Genomic DNA, 18,059 nt, shown 5'->3' with positions numbered 1-18,059 from the left:
GTTTAATTATTTCATTGCAGGGGTATAACAAAGCACAGTTATGCCGCATTCAAATTGTGTAGCTTTTACCAGCTTTAGGGTTAGCTTTTCTTCAACAGCGTTATAAATGCTCATACCTTTCCCAATAACAGCCGGGTTTACAAACAAATGGTACTCGTCAATTAAATTGTGTTTTATTAATGCCGATGCAAAGCGCGCGCCGCCGTAAGCAACGATATCGCCCCCGGGCTGATTTTTAAGATTCTTTATCTCTTCAACTATATCGCCGTTGGCTAAGGCTGTGTTTTCCCATAGGTGGGTGGTTAATGTTTTTGAGAATACCACTTTTGGCGTGTTCACCATTTGATGGGTAAATACATCGGCAGATGGGTCGGCAGCGCGTTCTTTCCATACGGGGATAAAGCCTTCGGCCAGCACACGGCCAAGTATAATAGTATCTATTGGCTCTGTTATGCCTTTGACATATTCCTTCAATTTATCGTCCCAATCCCAGGTCAACCAATCCATTTCACCGTTAGGGCCGGCTACAAAGCCATCAAGGCTAATTTGCATCTGTAATTTTAGCTTTCTCATCACTATTTGTTTGATAATACAAAGGTACTTCTGCTATAAAAACTTATTCAGGTGTAAAAAGGACTTTTTAGGGGTTGTTTACGACTTTCTTCTTCCTTACTTTTATTTTTATAAACCAGTTAAACCAACTCATCATGAAACATATATCTATCCTCATCACCAACGAAGCGGTTTTAGCAAGCATTGTAGACCCCCGGATAATATTTACCGGCGTAAATGACTTTTTGGCCGCCGCGGGTAAACCGCCGGCATTTACCGTACAACTGGTGGGTTTAGAGAAGGAAGTGCGGTTGCATGGCGGTTTATTTTCGGTACATACCGATGCTGTACTGAGTGATATTAAAAAAACCGATTTGATAATTATCCCCGCCTTTGGCGGGGATATGCGGACCAGCATAAAACGTAATGAAGAATTTATACCATGGATAGTTGACCAGCATTATAAGGGCGCAGAAGCTGCCAGCCTTTGTGTTGGTGCATTCCTGCTGGCCGCAACAGGTTTGTTAGACGGGCAGGAATGTTCTACCCATTGGCGGTTTGCAAACGAATTTAGAGAGGTGTTCCCGCAGATAACCCTGGTTGATGACCGCATTGTTACCGAGCAAAAGGGCTTGTACAGCAGTGGCGGCGCAACCTCCTACTGGAACCTGCTTCTGTATCTGGTAGAAAAACATGCCGGGCGCGATATGTCTATTATGGCCGCCAAGATGTTCGCTTTAGAAATTGACCGCAAGAGCCAGTCGCCATTTATTATGTTTAACGGACAAAAAACTCATGAGGATGAGCCGATAAAAAAAGCGCAGGAGTTTATAGAGGCCAACATCACCGAGAAAATTTCTGTTGAAGACCTGGCCATAAAATACGCCATTGGCAAACGCCATTTTGAGCGCAGGTTTAAAAAAGCTACCAATAATAGTCCGCTGGAATATATACAGCGCGTAAAGATAGAAGCCGCCAAAAAGCATCTGGAAAGCAGCCGCAAAAATATTAACGAGGTAATGTACGATGTTGGCTACTCGGATACCAAAGCCTTCCGTACGGTGTTTAAAAAGATAACCGGTTTATCTCCTGTAGAGTACAGGAATAAGTATAATAGTGTAAATTAAGCCCGTCATATCACAATTAACCGCATGTTTAATACCAACCGCATAGCTTTTGTCCGGGGGCTTTTAATTGCATTTATATTATGCAGCTTTATAATTTCAGCATCCGCCCAGGAAACGCCCAAGGCTGTTATCAGCAATATAATTTCGACCGTTAACAGCCGCAATGCCAGCCAGGCTATCGAAAAAATATACCTGCAAACAGATAAGCCCGCGTATCAGGCGGGCGATACTTTACGGTTTAAAGCTTATTTACTGGAAAGCATTACCTTAAAGGCAAGTAAAAAAAGCGGTATAATGTATATCGAAATTGCTAACGATAGCAGTAAGCTCATAAAAAGAATTATGGCGCCTGTTGATGCCATAACCTATGGCGATATAGTGCTTGATGAGAAAGACATGCCGCAGGGCACCTACATTTTAAGGGCATATACGAGTTGGATGCGCAACTTCGACGAGGCCTACATCTACAGTAAACCATTTTATTTTAGCAAAGTTGCTGATAACGACTGGCTGATAAACTACAACGCCCATACCGAAAAAAGCGCCGACGCATACAAGGTGCAGCTTGGGTTAAAAGTTAACAGTTTAGATGCTGCCCCAATTGGCTTGCGCGAAATGCAATTAAAATTAACCGATGGTAAACGTACCTGGTTAAAAAGCAACGTAAATACAGATATGGAGGGGCTGGTAAATGTAAATTTCGAGCTGCCCGAAAAAGCCGACTTCAAAAATCTATCGTTAACAATGCGCGATCTGCGTAAGGGCGAGGGTAATCGTAATCTGGTGATGCCGTTAGCGTTTAACCGCCCCCAAAATATCGATCTGCAATTTATGCCCGAAGGGGGCAGCCTGGTTGCAGGTTTGCCGGCCTATGTGGCCTTCAAAGCAATAAACGAAGATGGCCGGGGCACAGATGTATCCGGCAGTATCTATAACAGTAAGCAGGAAGCGGTTGCAACTTTTAATTCGGCTCATAAGGGCATTGGGGCATTTCACATGCTGCCGCAGGCCGGCGAAGTTTATTCAGCCAAAATAAAACTACCAGATGGTTCTTATAAAAGCTTTCCGTTGCCGACGGTTAAACCCTCGGGGTTTGTGCTTAAAGTTAACAACCGGTTCAAAAGCGATTCGATAGTGGTGTTTATAGCCGCTACACCTGATATAGCAACATCCTCCAACAATTATTACCTGATGGCCCATACAAGGGGGATGGTTTTCTACGGGGCGTTGGTAAAGTTTGATAATGGCGTTGCAAAACTTCTAATCAATAAAAGAACATTACCCGGCGGCATATTGCACCTATCCGTAGTTGGCGCCGATAAAAAAACGCTTAACGAACGCATGGTGTTTGCCGATTATAACAGTAAGCTAAATATAAGCATAAGCGCCAATAAAGCGATATACAAACAGCGCGATAGCGTTGCGCTAAACATGAAGGTAACCGATGTATACGGAGACCCTGTTGAAGGCAGCTTTTCGCTTGCTGTTACTGATGATGGGCAGGTAAAAACCGACAGCTTAAAAAACAGCTCGATAATGAGTTATATGCTCCTTACGTCAGATCTTAAGGGCGGGGTGGAAGATCCCGGTTATTATGAGCACAGTACGGATGACGCTGCCAAATGGCAGGACCTTGACCGCCTGCTTTTAGCGCAAGGCTGGGCTGCTTATGATTGGAATGAGGCGTTTTCCGCACCCAAACCAATGCCATATGCGGCCGAACCGGAGTTTTTAATTACAGGCCGGGTTACCAATGTGTTCAATAAACCCGTAGCCAATTCGAGGATAACTTTGCTGTCAAAGAAACCGCTGCTGGTAACCGATACCGTTACAAATACAAATGGCATATTTACATTTAAAGGCATTCTCCCTTCAGATACGGCGGTATATTTTATACAGGCCCGTAACAAAAAAGGAAAAAGCAATAATGTTGGCATTGAAATGGACGAATTTAAGCCCCCCATTTTTACGCCTCGCGCCGAACGGCTAATCCCCTGGTATCTTAATACCGATAACAGCAACTTAAGCATTGTAAAAAACCAGATAACCTTAAAACAGAACTACGAAACCATTACCCGTGGCAAGGTGCTTAAGGAAGTGCAGATCAAAAGTAAAAGGATAGTAAAAGGATCTAAAAACCTGAACGGGCCCGGCGAGGCTGATATAACTATTGATGATGAACAGCTTCAAAAAGCCGGCAGAACAACCCTGCGCGACCTGCTCTATAAAAATGTAAAGGGATTTGGCCCGGTTGCGAATAAGTTCGGGGTGATTTATTATCGCATTAGGACACAGTTGGTGCACATTATTATAGATGGTATTGATATTGCTTTTTTAATGCCTGATGGCGTAAGGCCCTACGATTATTTTAACCAGTACCTTGATTATTATGATGCCGAAGAAATTAAAGGCATTGAGCTGATGACCAAACCGGCAAATGTATCGGCCTACACCAGCCGTTTTGTAGACCCCATGGCGATACCCTGGGAACACGCCTTTATTGAGGTTACTACGCGCAGTGGGCACGGCCCTTTCATGAAAAAAGCTATTGGTACTTACCTGTACAGGCCAATGCCTATTAATATACCAAAGCAATTTTATTCGCCTAAGTACTCGTTAGATCCTATACCCAACATGACAGATATCCGATCAACCATACACTGGGAACCGAATATTATTACGGATAAGGATGGTAAGGCTACCATTAGTTTTTACACTGCCGATGCCCCCGGTAAATACACCATTATTGCCGAAGGTGCCGATCTGGATGGTAACATTGGGGTAAAAAGACAAAGCATCAGCGTTGAAAAACGATGATAGGGCTACCTTTACAAATTATGTCATTTCGAACGAGGTACGATGAGAAATCTTGTTCATTATGCCAAGTTTGCAACCTGCCCGGATGAACAAGATTTCTCCTCACTATCGTTCGTTCGAAATGACATTTTTAAAAAAGAGAAAAGCGGGCAAATACCCGCTTTTCTCTTTAAACTCACCGTCATCCTGAACTTGTTTCAGGATCCCTCAGGACAAGTAATTAGTATGTACCTCACCTTGCATGTGAGGTGCCGAAATAAATTCGGCATGACGTTCTAACTTAATTACTTCTTAATAAACTTTACCTGGAATAGTTTATTCCATTTTTTACCGGTTATAAAAATGCGCTTGGTGGCTTTATCGTAAGCTATACCATTTAGCACATCAGCTTCGGGGTTGCGGCTGGCTTCGGGGTAAAGGTTTGTCAGGTCAATTTTTTGCAAAACAGCGCCGGTTTTAGGGTCTATCACCAGGATATAATCTTTATGGTAAACATTGGCGTAGATCTTTCCGTCAATATACTCCAGTTCGTTTATTTCATTAACCGCGCCTTTATCATCATATACATCAACAAATCCTATTTGCTGGTAGGTGTCTTTATTCAGAAACCAGATACGGTTGGTGCTATCGTCCATGTAAATTTTGTTGCCGTCGTAGGTCATGCCCCAGCCTTCAACACCAACATTGTTGTTAATGGTGGCCAATAGTTTAAACGACTTCTTGTCGTACACGTACCCTATTTTTTCTTTCCAGGTAAGCTGCATTATCTTATCACCCACCACTATAATACCTTCGGCAAATACTTTGGGGTCTATCATTTGCTTTTTCAGGATCTTACCCGTAGCCAGGTCGGTTTTAACCAGTTTTGACGGGCCATCTACCGGTTCGCCTGAAGGGGGGATGCCGTAACCGCCACCGCTTTCATAGAAACCGTTATTGTCATAGATCAACCCTTCGGTATACAGGGTAGTATCATGCGGGAAAACTTTCTCTACGGTATAAGTTAGTTCTTCGGGGGCTTTAGCGGCCAGCAATACAATATTGGTGGTCAATTCCTGGCTTTTGCCTGCCTGGTAAACCTTGGCGGTTATTACCCTTGCGCCCAGTGCAATGCTATCTGTTTTTAAGTTTACAGCAGCCGAATCTTTGGCTACGCCGATCCTTACAGAATCCAGCAGGTAAACCACCGAATCTACCTTGGCACCCGCAGGGTAACCAACTTTTAGGGCTATGGCATCGCCGGATTTGTAATTGCTGCCCGCCTCGGGGCTTATCGTAAATTCATCGGCCTTATCATTGTTACATCCGTAGGCCAGCAGGGCTAATAGTGCGAAAAGGGTTATTCGTTTATTCATTTTAAATGGCAGAAGGCCAAAAGGCATCTTCAATATGTTTTAATATGTGGTTATTATTACGGTCAAACAGGATAGATATTATATCAAACCTCACTTCGCCCTCATGATTCATCAAATATATGTACTCATCTGCAGCTTCTACTAATAAACGCTGCTTGCGGGCATCTACAAAATCTTCGGGCTCGCCAAAACCGTTGCCGGTGCGGGTTTTTACTTCGGTGAAGATAATGATCTTGTCTTTATAAGCGATCAGGTCGATCTCGGCTTTGCCGAAAACCCAGTTCTCGTCCATTATCTCGTAACCCGTGGCTTCCAGATGGGCTTTCGCCATTGCTTCGCCTTTTTGGCCGAGGTCATTGTGGGTTGCCATTATTTTATAATTACCGAGCCTAAGTAATCGGATATGGTTTTTTCCACCTTTTTCATGTGCATGTACTGGTTCAGCAAAATCTCCTGATCGGCTTCGCTGGTACTTGTTTGCAGCTCGTTACGCAGTTTCTGTAATATTTTGCCCACCTTTTGCTTTTTCAGGTGGAATATGGCACCCAGTATGGTTGCCTTCATGTTGGCCTGTTCATCTGATACCAATATCTTATGCATCTCGTACCAGTTCTCGCTCAACACATATTTGGTTGTAAGCAAAGTAACTACCAAATCAACTATCCCTTTATCCGGGTGATGGATAAAATGTTGCTCTTCGGGCAGCACGCCGTTCTCTATCTCCTGCCGATAGATCTCCATGAAATTTTTAGTCACCGGCTGTTCAAACTCCACATCGCTTAGCTCGGCAATCATGAACGGACCAATATAGGTATTGGCAATACCATCCCAATCAATCATTTTATTGCCGTAAAGCAACAGCAGGCGTATAATTTCTTTTTCTTGTGTATCAGATTCTTTTGCAGCCGCCTTCTCTTCCGGCTCATCAAAAAACAGCAGGTCTTCCGGAGAGGGTTCCGGTTTATAACTTTGTTGCTGTTGATGCTGATGATCCTTTTTGGCCTTGGCCTGGCGCATTTTGTTCAGCTCTGTATTTAAAGAGCGCTCTTCGATCTTTAAGATGCGGCTGCACTCCTGTATAAATACCGATGCCTTTATAGAATCGGGTATTTTGGCAATGCTTTCAACGATCTCCCTTATTACTTCCGATTTTTTAATAGGGTCGTTACCGGCCTCTTTTAAAAGGATATCCGTTTTGTAAAGGATAAAGTCTTTTTTATTCTGCTCGATGTGCGTTTTAAAGGCATTGGTGCCAAACTTTTGCACATACGAATCCGGGTCATGCCCATCGGGGAAAAGAACCACTTTTACGTTGAGCCCTTCCTCCAGTATCATATCCAGTCCGCGCAGCGAAGCTTTTATACCTGCCGCATCGCCATCATAAAGTATAGTGATGTTTTTTGTGAGGCGGCCAATCAATCTGATCTGTTCGGATGTTAAAGAAGTACCGGATGACGCCACCACGTTTTCAATACCGGCCTGGTGAACAGATATTACATCGGCATATCCCTCTACCAAATAGCAATTATCCTCTTCGCGGATAGATCGCTTGGCAAAATACAGTCCGTATAATACGCTTGATTTATGGTAGATCTCCGACTCGGGCGAGTTTACATACTTGGGTACGTTCTTGTCGGTTTTTAAAGTACGCCCGCCAAAAGCGATAACCCTGCCTGTAAAACTATGGATAGGGAACATTACTCGCCCGCGGTAACGGTCGTACAGTGTCCCATTATCCCGCTTAACCGAAAGGCCGCTTTCTACTAAAAATTCTTCTTTATAGCCTTGTTTAATGGCCTCACCGGTAAAGGCTTCCCATTGATCGGGCGAGTAGCCTAACTCAAACTTCTTGATGGTATCATTACTAAAACCACGCTCTTTAAAATAGCTGTAGCCTATGCTTTTGCCTTCATCGGTATCCAGCAAGCTTTCGTGGAAGAATTTCGCGGCATAGCCGGATACGATCATTAAGCTTTCCCTGTGATTTTGTTCTTCCAGGTTTTCGGTAGTATCTACCGTTTCCTCTACCTCGATGCCATACTTTTTGGCCAGCCATTTAAGCGCCTCGGGATAGGTGAACTTTTCCAGTTCCATTAAAAAGGTAACGGCACTGCCCCCTTTACCCGACGAGAAATCTTTAAAGATCCCCTTGGCCGGTGATACCGTAAACGACGGTGTACGTTCATTTACGAAGGGAGAAAGGCCCACATAATTGGCCCCACGCTTTTTCAAAGCAACAAATTCGCCAATCACCTCCACAATATCTGTGGCTTCCATTATACGGTCTATGGTGGGTTTGGTGATCATGTTTTAAAAAATGCGAACTGCAAAAATAGTGGTTTAAAGCTTTTAATCGCCTTGTTTAAATATATAAAAATTCAATAATATTTTGATTGGCGAGCGGTTCGCTTAGCATTTCTTTTCATTGCCGTCCCATTTATGGGCCGGATCATGCTCGCAGGACTATCGGCTTTAGCCGAAATAAGCGTTCAAATTGGCTAAAGCCAATTTGTTTAGTTCGCTATCCGTTGGCTAAAGCCAACGGCAATGAATCAGGTATCCAGTTCCTTAGTTATCCAGTTCTTTTGTCTGCGGGGTTCCGACTGCGGCAACAGACCGGGATGGAGTTTTTAAAAACGATAACGCTATCCCCGCCAATACTATTACACTGCCAATAATCTCTTTTAAATGCAGCACCTCGCCAAGCAAACCGATAGCCAAAAACCCGGCTATAACGGTTTGCCCCAACAAGGCTATTGATACTTTTGTAGATTCGAGGTAACGGAGCGAATGATTGATGGTAAGCCACCCTATTAGCTGGCATAGCACCCCCATGCCAATGAAACAGCCCCAGGTAGCGGTATCAAAGCTCAATAAGGCATCGCCACGCAAAAATACAATGGTTAATAACAGCACAGAAGCGCCCAGCATATTGTAAAACATAAAGGTGAAGGTGTCTATATGTTTCAAAATACCTTTGGTTATCATAATGTATATGGCATAAAGGATACTAGCAGCTACGGCGTATAGTATACCTTCGTTAAACTGCAGGTTGATCACATTCTGGTATCCCACCAGGATCACCATGCCAATAATAGCAACGATGGTGCCTGCCCAAAACCAATAACCCGATTTCTTTTTAAACAGCAGGTAACTCATCAACCCTACCCAAACGGGGGCCAGATTGGCCAGCAGGGTTGATACTGTAGCGCTTATTTTTAGCAGGGAGATATTCCACATGGCAATATCGGCCCCAAATACTATACCCCCAATTACCGTGATGACGAGCGCTTTAGGAGTGGTTCTTAGTTTCCCTTTAATAATACAGTAAGGCAGTAAAAACAGCCAGGCAATAAATATGCGGTAAAAGCCCGATGTAATAGCCGGCGAAGCGGCAAGCTTCACAAATATTGGCGAAAAAGAAATACATACAATACCAATAACCAGGCTCAGCTTCGGTTTCATGAAAAATTTATTGAGGTGCAAACTTAAGAAAAAAGCCTTAACCCCGACCCTTTCCAAAGTAATAGACATGAGTAGACATAAAGCATGGGGCTTGCGCGATTCCCTCCCAACGGGAGGGTGTAGGGAGGGGGGGGGGCGGCGTTAAGCAAGGCGGATAAGCCCCTCCCTGCCACGTCACATCCCTACACACCCCTCCCCAGGCTACCGAGTACCCGCATCTTTTGAAATTAGGCAAGGATAATGAGCCGTAGGCTCTACCGCTTTGTAGAAAAAATAATGAACATGATTTATGCCTCGTAGAGGCTACCCATTCGTGGAAATGTAACGAAATTAGTCTCATCCATCCTAAAAATGCCGATAATGGGGTAACCCCTATGGGGCAAAACCCTTTTCTTCCATTTGGCTACAAAGCGGTAGACCCTACGGGTCATAAAAAATACACCCAACGAAAAGATATGGGTAAACGGTAGCTCCGCTCCCCCAAGGAGGGAATCGAATATTTAAAGCCCTCTCCTTTGGAGAGGGTTGGGTGAGGCTTTTCCAACATTTTTTTAGACCCGCTGTATCATCCGCAATTTTTTTAACGTATAGTATAAATAATACAAATAAACACTGATCATGAAAAAGCTAACATTTACTTCATTGGCCTTATTATCGTTATTATTTACCGCTTGTTTAAAAAACGACGATAATTGTTGCCAGGCCCCTTATCAACCTTATTTTGTTGCAGAGAAAAATGGATTGCAGGTTTACGGTATCCCCGCAAGTGGCAAAGTAGGTACCGATTCTATCGCCATAGGCGGCCTAAGCCAGGATGCTGGTATACGCATGCACATTAAATTTACCGGAAAAGGTATTTATGGATTAACCGGCAACCAGGCTAAGTATTATCAAAAAATAAATAGCGATACGGTAAGTCGTTATAATATTGGCGTTGCAAACGGAAGCTCACTTGAAGTAACCGATTATGATTCTACCAATCGTGTAATTGCGGGTAAGTTTACTTTAAACTTTAAAAGGACTTTCCCTACCACATCAAGTGTTTACCCGGATAGCGTTAAATATAGTAAAGGCCAGTTTAGCGTTTACCTGCCACGCAACTAATCATTTAAAGTCGGTTTTACTGCTTACAGGTTTAGCAAATAATTGTATTTTTGCCGCTCAAATACTTTTTATATGAGCTCTCGTACAAAAATTAAAGCACTGCTTGAAAGCGGTAAAACCGATATTGATGTAACAGTTAAAGGATGGGTACGTACCTTCCGTAACAATCAGTTTATTGCTTTAAATGATGGCTCCACCAATAACAACCTGCAAATTGTTGTTGATTTTGAGAACACCGATCCCGCTTTATTAAAACGCATTACCACCGGCGCCGCGCTTAGCGTTAGCGGCAGGCTTGTTGCCTCGTTGGGCAAAGGCCAGAGTGTTGATGTTAAAGCAACCCAGATAGAAATACTGGGCGATAGCGACCCGGAGAAATACCCTTTACAACCCAAAAAACACAGCCTTGAATTTTTACGCGAGATAGCGCACCTGCGTTTCCGTACCAATACCTTCGGTGCTATATTCAGGGTTCGTAATACGCTGTCGTTCGCTATACATACCTTTTTCCAGGAACGCGGGTTTGTTTACCTGCATACCCCTATAATTACCGCGAGTGATGCAGAAGGTGCCGGCGAAACGTTCCACGTAACCAACTTTGATTTAGCAAACCCGCCAAAAACCGAAACTGGCGAAATAGATTTTAAACAAGACTTTTTTGGTCGTGCTACAAACCTTACCGTATCCGGCCAGTTAGAAGGCGAGCTGGGTGCAATGGCGCTGAGCGATATTTATACTTTCGGCCCTACCTTTCGTGCCGAAAACTCAAACACTACCCGCCACCTGGCCGAGTTTTGGATGATTGAGCCCGAAATGGCTTTCTACGATCTGAAAGATAACGCCGACCTGGCCGAGGAGTTGCTGAAATATGTGATCCGCTATGCGCTGGATAAAAATAAAGATGATATTGAGTTTTTAAGTCAGCGTTTGTTAGACGAGGAAAAACAAAAACCACAGCAGGACCGCTCTGAACTTAATTTGTTAGAGAAACTGCAGTTTTGTTTAGAAAACGATTTTGAGCGTTTAACTTATACCGAAGCGATTGAGATCCTGAAGGAATCTACCCCGAACAAAAAGAAGAAATTCCAATACCTGATTGAAGGCTGGGGTACCGATCTGCAATCAGAACATGAGCGTTATTTGGTAGAGAAGCACTTTAAGAAACCGGTGATCCTGACAGATTATCCTAAAGAAATAAAATCCTTCTACATGCGCCAGAACGACGACGGTAAAACCGTTGCCGCTATGGATATCCTTTTCCCGGGTATAGGCGAAATTGTAGGTGGTTCGCAACGTGAAGAACGCCTTGATAAACTGGAGCAACGTATGGACGAGATAGGCATCCCTAAAGATGAGCTTTGGTGGTACCTGGATACCCGCCGTTATGGTGGCTGCCCGCATGCCGGCTTTGGTTTAGGCTTCGAACGTTTGGTACTGTTTGTTACCGGTATGGGCAACATCCGCGACGTGATCCCTTTCCCAAGGTTCCCTAAGAACGCGGAGTTTTAGACCGGGATTAAAACTGTTTTTTGATGACACTGATGAATTGCCTTTATAATTAATTAACATGATCACACTTGATAAGCTAAATATATATAAAAATTATGGCGGGGATGTTGATGGTTGGGCAAGGATGAATGCGAATAGCAAAGATATTAATGGCGAAGATTGGCACTTAATTTCAAGTTTATTGCAGGATCTTTTTATCGTGAAAAGTGGGCTTGCGGCCGAAGCCTTTATTTTAGAATTAGATAACAAGTTAGTAGAAAATATCGACAACGAGGCAAGCATGACTTTTCTAAGATCTTTAGTGAAATAATAACAGATCTGCGTGCCTATCATCCAACTCCACACCTACATCAACGCCCCTGTGCAGCGCTGCTTTGACGTTGCACGGGATATTGACATACATGTAGCATCCACCAAACACACCGGCGAGCAAGCTATTGCAGGCCGCACCAGCGGATTAATTGAGTCGGGCGAAACCGTAACCTGGCGGGCTAAACATTTCGGCATCTGGCAAAATCTTACTTCAAAAATAACCGACTTTAATTTCCCTGTTTTCTTTGCTGATGAAATGGTAGCAGGAGCATTTAAAAGTTTCCGCCACGAACATTATTTTACCGGGGATGATAAGCAAACCATCATGCGGGATGAGTTTACTTTTGAATCGCCGCTTGGGTTGTTGGGTAAACTGGCTAACTGGTTGTTCCTGAAAAAGTATATGAATAACTTACTGTTAAAGCGAAATCTGGTGATAAAAGAAATGGCAGAGAAGGGGTAATTTTCGGCTAAAGCCGCTATAATGGCAGGCTATCCGTTGGCTAAAGCCAACGGCAATGAATATACCTTTTGTAGTCGCTCGGCTCAAGCTGAGTGACATGTATTAAGCGGCGTCTCGCCGCAGTGTAATAAAAATTCGGCCGGAGGCCCTGTAATAATGGTCACCCGGCTGGAGCCGAGCGACGGCATGAAGCTATTTATCAAAAATGGTGGTCATTTCCTGTATCATCACCATTAGCTATTAATTAATTACCCAACTGCTTAACGGCAAGGTAAGCCATCAGACCAACGCTTTGTTCCAATGCGCTTTCTTCTATATCAAACGTTGGGGTATGTACCGAAGAGGTAATTCCGCGACTTTCGTTACGTGTACCCAGGCGATAAAAACAAGAATCTGCCACTTGCGAATAATAGGCAAAATCTTCTGCCGCCATCCAGATATCCAGGTCGAGCACATTCTCTTTACCTAAATAATCTTCGGCGTGGCCACGGGTGCGGGCGGTTAATTTTTCCTCGTTGATCAGGAAAGGATAACCCCTCATAATATTGAACTCACAACTCCCCCCCATGCTTTCGGCAATACCTTCGGCCATTTTTTTGATCTTGATATGGGCTTCAGAACGCCATTTTTCGTCCATGGTGCGGAAGGTACCTTCCAGGTACACCTCGTTGGGTATAACGTTGGTGGCGCCGTTGGCAATCACTTTTCCAAATGATAGTACCGACGGACTTTTAGGGTCGGCAGAACGACTTACAATTGTTTGCAGGGCTGTTAATATATGCGCGGTGATAATAACCGGGTCAACATTTTGCTGTGGCTGCGCGCCATGCCCACCTTTACCCCTGACGGTAACATAAAGCTCATCTGTAGAGGCCATGTACTTACCCGCGCGGAAACCAACTTTACCGGCATCTATCAACGGCATAACGTGCTGACCGATAACCGCGGCAGGTTTTGGGTTTTCCAGTACGCCTTCTTTTATCATGAGGCTTGCACCACCTGGCAGTTTTTCTTCTGCCGGCTGAAAAATAAGTTTTATAGTACCGCCAAACTCGCTTTTAAGATCGGTTAATATTTTGGCTACCCCTAACAACGACGAGGTATGCACATCGTGCCCGCAGGCGTGCATTACGCCCGGGTTTTGTGATTTATAGGGAACATCGTTTGCTTCGGTAATAGGCAATGCATCCATATCCGCGCGCAGGGCCACCACTTGGTTTGACGGCTTATCGCCTTTTATTAAAGCGACCAGACCGGTATCAGCCATTTTATGATATTCCAGACCCAGCTCTTCCAGTTTATTTGCTACAAATACTGATGTTTCTACCTCGTGGAAAGAAAGCTCGGGATGCGAATGTAAGTGCCTGCGGTTGGCCACTACATCGTTAAAAATATCTTTTGATAGCTGCTGGATCTTTTCTTTAATCATTGCTGATAACCGTTTTGGGTGGATTTATTTTTTCGGATACGATGAACATCGCCGGGAATAATGATTTCAATTCTTCCTTCATACGTTCGGCCTCAATACGCGATCTGAAATCGCCGGCTCTTACTTTAAAGTTTGGCTCGCGATAAATGATATAGGTACGCATTTCGGGAAACTCTCTATTGAACTTTGCCTGCGCGTTAAAGGCCGCACTGCGGCTACTGCCGCTGTAAATTTGCACACGGTAGCCGTATGATGAGGAATAACCCGCCGTGCTACTACCGCCAGCGCTGCCTTTGCCAAGGGTGGCACGTTTAGCTAAAAGGGTATCAAACAATGGCGGGGCCACTACCTGTACCTTGCCGCGGGTGGTTTGTGCCGATGCTTTGGCCGAGACCAGTATCAGCACAAAAAAAAAGCAATATTTGATGAGGCTTACAGGAGCTTTATTATCAAACATTGCTTTTTTCATTTTTGTATTTATTCAACAAACGTTGTCATGCCGAACTTGTTTCGGCATCCCACTCGCAAAGTCGATTGCATAGTGGTCAACCGTCCTGAGAGATCCTGAAACAAGTTCAGGATGACTTTTATATTTTTTAATTCAACCCTACGCCGTGGCAGTTCTTGTATTTTTTGCCGCTACCACAAGGGCAAGGGTCATTCCTGCCTATTTTTTGCTCAACCTTTACAGGGGTTGGCTTTTGTATTTCGCGGGTATCTTCCATCGGCATGCCGTTAGATTCGCTTACCAGCTCGGGTTTTGAAGTACGCATGTTCCTCAGGTCGAGCTTCGGCTGAGGTTTTGCCTCACGTACCTGCTCGGGCTCCTGCTGAACCGGGATACCTCCTCTAAACAAGAAGCTAACCAGCTCTTTGTTCACGTTTGATAACATCTGACGGAACAATTCAAAGGCTTCGAACTTATAAACCAACAGCGGGTCTTTTTGTTCGTAAACCGCGTTTTGTACAGATTGCTTTAACTCGTCCATTTCGCGCAAATGCTCTTTCCAGGCATCATCGATCAGGTAAAGGGTCACATTCTTTTCGAATGATTTAAACACTTCCACTCCTTTGTTCTCTACTGCCTTTTTAAGCGGAACAGAAACCTGTAAACCATGGATACCATCAGAGAAAGGCACTACAATGTTTTCCACGTACTGGCCGCGTGTATCGTAAACGTCTTTCAACACAGGGTATGCCTGTTGTGCAACGGCTTCGGCTTTGCGTTTGTAGAAGTTGTTAACCTCTATAAAGGTACTATCAACCAAAGTTGGGATGTTGGTATTTGAAAACTCTTCGGCAGTAAGTTCCGTATCTATCGAGAATAAACGGATAACTTCTAAGCGGAAGCCTTCATAGTTGTTGGCTTCTTTATATTCGGTTACCACATCTTCAATAACATCAAATACGGTATTGCTCAAATCAACATCAAGGCGCTCGCCAAACAGGGCGTTCTTACGTTTAGCGTAGATCACGGTACGTTGTGAGTTCATCACATCATCATACTCCAGCAAACGCTTACGGATACCAAAATTGTTTTCTTCTACTTTCTTTTGTGCACGCTCTATTGATTTTGAGATCATAGAGTGCTGTATCACTTCGCCCTCTTCGATACCCATCCGTACCATCAGGTTAGAGATCCGCTCTGATCCGAATAAACGCATCAGGTTATCTTCTAATGATACAAAGAACTGAGACGAACCCGGGTCACCCTGCCTACCGGCACGACCACGCAACTGCCTGTCTACACGGCGCGATTCGTGGCGCTCGGTACCTACAATGGCTAAACCACCGGCTTCTTTTACACCTGCCCCTAATTTTATATCCGTACCACGGCCTGCCATGTTGGTGGCAATGGTTACGGTACCAGCCTGACCAGCTTCGGCAACAATGTCTGCCTCTTTCTGGTGCATTTTAGCATTCAGTACGTTATGTTTAATACCGCGCAGCTTAAGCATACGGCTCAATAATTCCGAGATCTCTACCGATGTTGTACCCACCAGTACCGGTCTGCCGGCTTGGGTTAGTTTCACAATTTCGTCAGCAACGGCATTGTATTTTTCGCGGATGGTACGGTAAACCAAATCCTGCATATCTGCACGGCTGGTTGGCGTATTGGTTGGTATCTCTACCACATCCAGTTTGTAGATCTGCCAAAACTCACCTGCTTCGGTAACGGCAGTACCCGTCATACCGCAAAGCTTGTGGTACATCCTGAAGTAGTTTTGCAGCGTTACGGTAGCAAAGGTTTGTGTAGCGTCCTCTACCTTAACATTTTCTTTAGCCTCGATAGCCTGGTGCAAACCATCAGAGTAACGGCGGCCATCTAATACACGGCCTGTTTGCTCATCAACAATTTTTACTTTGCCTTCATCAAGGATGTACTCGGTATCTTTTTCAAATAAAGTATATGCTTTAAGCAGTTGGTTAACCGAGTGGATACGTTCAGATTTGATAGAGAAATCGCGCATCAGCTCATCTTTACGGGCAATTTTCTCTTCTGCCGGAAGGTCAGATTTTTCGATGTTAGCGATCTCGGTACCTACATCAGGCATTACAAAGAAGCCCTGATCTTCGCCCGATGCGGTTATCAGCTCGATACCTTTTTCTGAAAGCTCTACCGAATTATTTTTTTCATCGATAATGAAGAACAGCTCCGAATCAACCTTTGGCATTTCTTTGCCCTGATCCTGCATGTAGTGGTTCTCTGTTTTTTGCAGAACCGTTCTGTTGCCGCCTTCACTTAAAAATTTAATAAGGGCTTTGTTTTTTGGCAATGCACGGTGTGCACGCAATAATGCTAAGCCGCCATCGTCAATACCGGTGTTACCCTCGTTTATAGCTTTTTTAGCTTCGTTTAAAACCGCGTTAACGTAAGCTTTTTGCGCGTTAACCAAACGCTCTATGCGTGGTTTCAGCTCATAAAACTCATGCTCATCACCACGTGGTATCGGGCCTGATATAATTAATGGTGTACGTGCATCATCAATTAATACCGAATCCACCTCATCCACCATGGCATAATGCAACTTGCGTTGTACCAGTTCTTCCGGGCTGCGTGTCATATTGTCACGCAGGTAGTCAAAACCAAACTCGTTATTGGTACCAAAGGTAATATCGGCCAGGTACGCTTTACGGCGTTCCTCAGAATTTGGCTCGTGTTTGTCAATACAATCGACAGCCAAACCATGAAACTCGTATAATGGGCCCATCCACTCGCTATCGCGGCGTGCCAGGTAATCATTCACAGTTACAATGTGCACACCCTGGCCGGCAAGCGCGTTAAGGTAAGCAGGCAGCGTAGCTACCAGCGTTTTACCTTCACCTGTTGCCATCTCGGCAATTTTACCCTGGTGTAATACAATACCACCTATCAACTGTACATCGTAGTGTACCATGTTCCAGGTAACCTCGTTACCGGCAGCCAACCATGTATTATGGTGAATAGCCTGGTCGCCTTTTATAATAACATTGCTTTTTTGGGCAGCCAATTCACGGTCAAACTGTGTAGCGGTAACCTCAATGGTCTTGTTCTCGGCAAACCTGCGCGATGTTTCTTTTACTACGGCAAAAGCCTCAGGTAAAATATTCATCAATATATCTTCAAGCTCCTTATTGCGGTCTTTCTCCAGCTTATCTAATTGAGTATACAGGGTAACTTTTTCGCTTACCTCCATATTCAATTCAGTTTCGGTACGGGTTTTAATAGCCTGTATCTCGCTGTCAATTCCGGCAAGGCCGGCTGCAATGGTCTCTTTAAATTCTATGGTTTTGGCCCTAAGCTCATCATTACTTAACTGATCAAGCTTGGCATATGCAGCCTTAACTTTCTCAACTATCGGCATAAGGCCTTTAACGTCTCGCTCTGATTTGCTTCCAAAAAGCTTACTGAAAAAATCTAACATATTATTTTTATATAATGCACC

The 18,059-nt window shown here is 44.2% G+C and carries 14 protein-coding genes; 6 read left to right on the top strand and 8 right to left on the bottom strand.

Annotated features, from left to right (window positions below; translation table 11 throughout):
• Positions 1 to 6: 6 nt before the first annotated feature.
• Complete coding sequence (locus NPE20_RS17380) at positions 7 to 573, bottom strand: dihydrofolate reductase family protein (protein WP_256539957.1); 567 nt, start codon at positions 571 to 573, stop codon at positions 7 to 9.
• Between the two features lie 134 nt (positions 574 to 707).
• Here NPE20_RS17380 and NPE20_RS17375 point away from each other — a divergent pair, with 134 nt between their 5' ends.
• Positions 708 to 1,679, top strand: coding sequence for a GlxA family transcriptional regulator (locus NPE20_RS17375; protein WP_256539956.1), 972 nt, complete (start codon positions 708 to 710; stop codon positions 1,677 to 1,679).
• 24 nt (positions 1,680 to 1,703) lie between these two features.
• Positions 1,704 to 4,496, top strand: a complete 2,793-nt coding sequence (locus NPE20_RS17370; RefSeq protein ID WP_256539955.1) for a hypothetical protein — start codon at positions 1,704 to 1,706, stop codon at positions 4,494 to 4,496.
• 284 nt (positions 4,497 to 4,780) lie between these two features.
• Here the strand turns inward: NPE20_RS17370 and NPE20_RS17365 are convergent, their stop codons facing one another.
• The 4 genes from NPE20_RS17365 to NPE20_RS17350 all read right to left on the bottom strand — a co-directional run bounded on the left by NPE20_RS17365 (position 4,781) and on the right by NPE20_RS17350 (position 9,316).
• Complete coding sequence (locus tag NPE20_RS17365) at positions 4,781 to 5,851, bottom strand: glutaminyl-peptide cyclotransferase (protein WP_256539954.1); 1,071 nt, start codon at positions 5,849 to 5,851, stop codon at positions 4,781 to 4,783.
• Between the two features lies 1 nt (position 5,852).
• Entirely contained in the window at positions 5,853 to 6,221 is a 369-nt protein-coding gene (locus NPE20_RS17360) for a YraN family protein (protein WP_256539953.1), read from the bottom strand.
• Positions 6,221 to 8,158 (bottom strand): DNA primase, encoded by a 1,938-nt coding sequence (dnaG, locus tag NPE20_RS17355; RefSeq protein ID WP_256539952.1) that lies wholly within the window; start codon positions 8,156 to 8,158, stop codon positions 6,221 to 6,223. The genes NPE20_RS17360 and dnaG overlap by 1 nt, the downstream gene beginning before the upstream one ends.
• Positions 8,159 to 8,419: 261 nt before the next feature.
• Positions 8,420 to 9,316 (bottom strand): DMT family transporter, encoded by an 897-nt coding sequence (locus tag NPE20_RS17350; RefSeq protein ID WP_256539951.1) that lies wholly within the window; start codon positions 9,314 to 9,316, stop codon positions 8,420 to 8,422.
• 618 nt (positions 9,317 to 9,934) lie between these two features.
• On the opposite strand from NPE20_RS17350, the gene NPE20_RS17345 reads away from it, so the two are divergent.
• From NPE20_RS17345 to NPE20_RS17330, 4 genes are all read left to right on the top strand, one after another.
• Entirely contained in the window at positions 9,935 to 10,420 is a 486-nt protein-coding gene (locus tag NPE20_RS17345; RefSeq protein ID WP_256539950.1) for a hypothetical protein, read from the top strand.
• A 72-nt stretch (positions 10,421 to 10,492) separates the two neighbouring features.
• A complete protein-coding gene (asnS, locus tag NPE20_RS17340) occupies positions 10,493 to 11,929 on the top strand; it encodes an asparagine--tRNA ligase (RefSeq protein WP_256539949.1) in 1,437 nt (478 codons plus the stop codon).
• Positions 11,930 to 11,987: 58 nt separating this feature from the next.
• On the top strand, positions 11,988 to 12,239 hold the full coding sequence (locus tag NPE20_RS17335; protein ID WP_256539948.1) for a hypothetical protein: 252 nt from the start codon (positions 11,988 to 11,990) through the stop codon (positions 12,237 to 12,239).
• Between the two features lie 12 nt (positions 12,240 to 12,251).
• Positions 12,252 to 12,704, top strand: a complete 453-nt coding sequence (locus NPE20_RS17330; RefSeq protein ID WP_256539947.1) for an SRPBCC family protein — start codon at positions 12,252 to 12,254, stop codon at positions 12,702 to 12,704.
• Positions 12,705 to 12,948: 244 nt separating this feature from the next.
• Here the strand turns inward: NPE20_RS17330 and NPE20_RS17325 are convergent, their stop codons facing one another.
• The 3 genes from NPE20_RS17325 to secA form a co-directional block, all read right to left on the bottom strand.
• Positions 12,949 to 14,133 carry a M20 metallopeptidase family protein gene (locus tag NPE20_RS17325; RefSeq protein WP_256539946.1) on the bottom strand — a complete coding sequence of 395 codons (1,185 nt, stop codon included), beginning with the start codon at positions 14,131 to 14,133 and terminating at the stop codon, positions 12,949 to 12,951.
• Positions 14,126 to 14,602, bottom strand: a complete 477-nt coding sequence (locus NPE20_RS17320) for an SPOR domain-containing protein (protein WP_256539945.1) — start codon at positions 14,600 to 14,602, stop codon at positions 14,126 to 14,128. The genes NPE20_RS17325 and NPE20_RS17320 overlap by 8 nt, the downstream gene beginning before the upstream one ends.
• A gap of 127 nt (positions 14,603 to 14,729) precedes the next feature.
• Positions 14,730 to 18,038, bottom strand: a complete 3,309-nt coding sequence (gene secA / locus NPE20_RS17315; protein ID WP_256539944.1) for a preprotein translocase subunit SecA — start codon at positions 18,036 to 18,038, stop codon at positions 14,730 to 14,732.
• Between the last annotated feature and the right edge of the window lie 21 nt (positions 18,039 to 18,059).

The organism is Mucilaginibacter aquariorum, assembly GCF_024498135.1.
Classification (GTDB): Bacteria; Bacteroidota; Bacteroidia; order Sphingobacteriales; family Sphingobacteriaceae; genus Mucilaginibacter; species Mucilaginibacter aquariorum.
The sequence above is the reverse complement of the archived record's forward strand: the minus strand, read 5'-3'. Positions and strand labels throughout refer to the sequence as shown.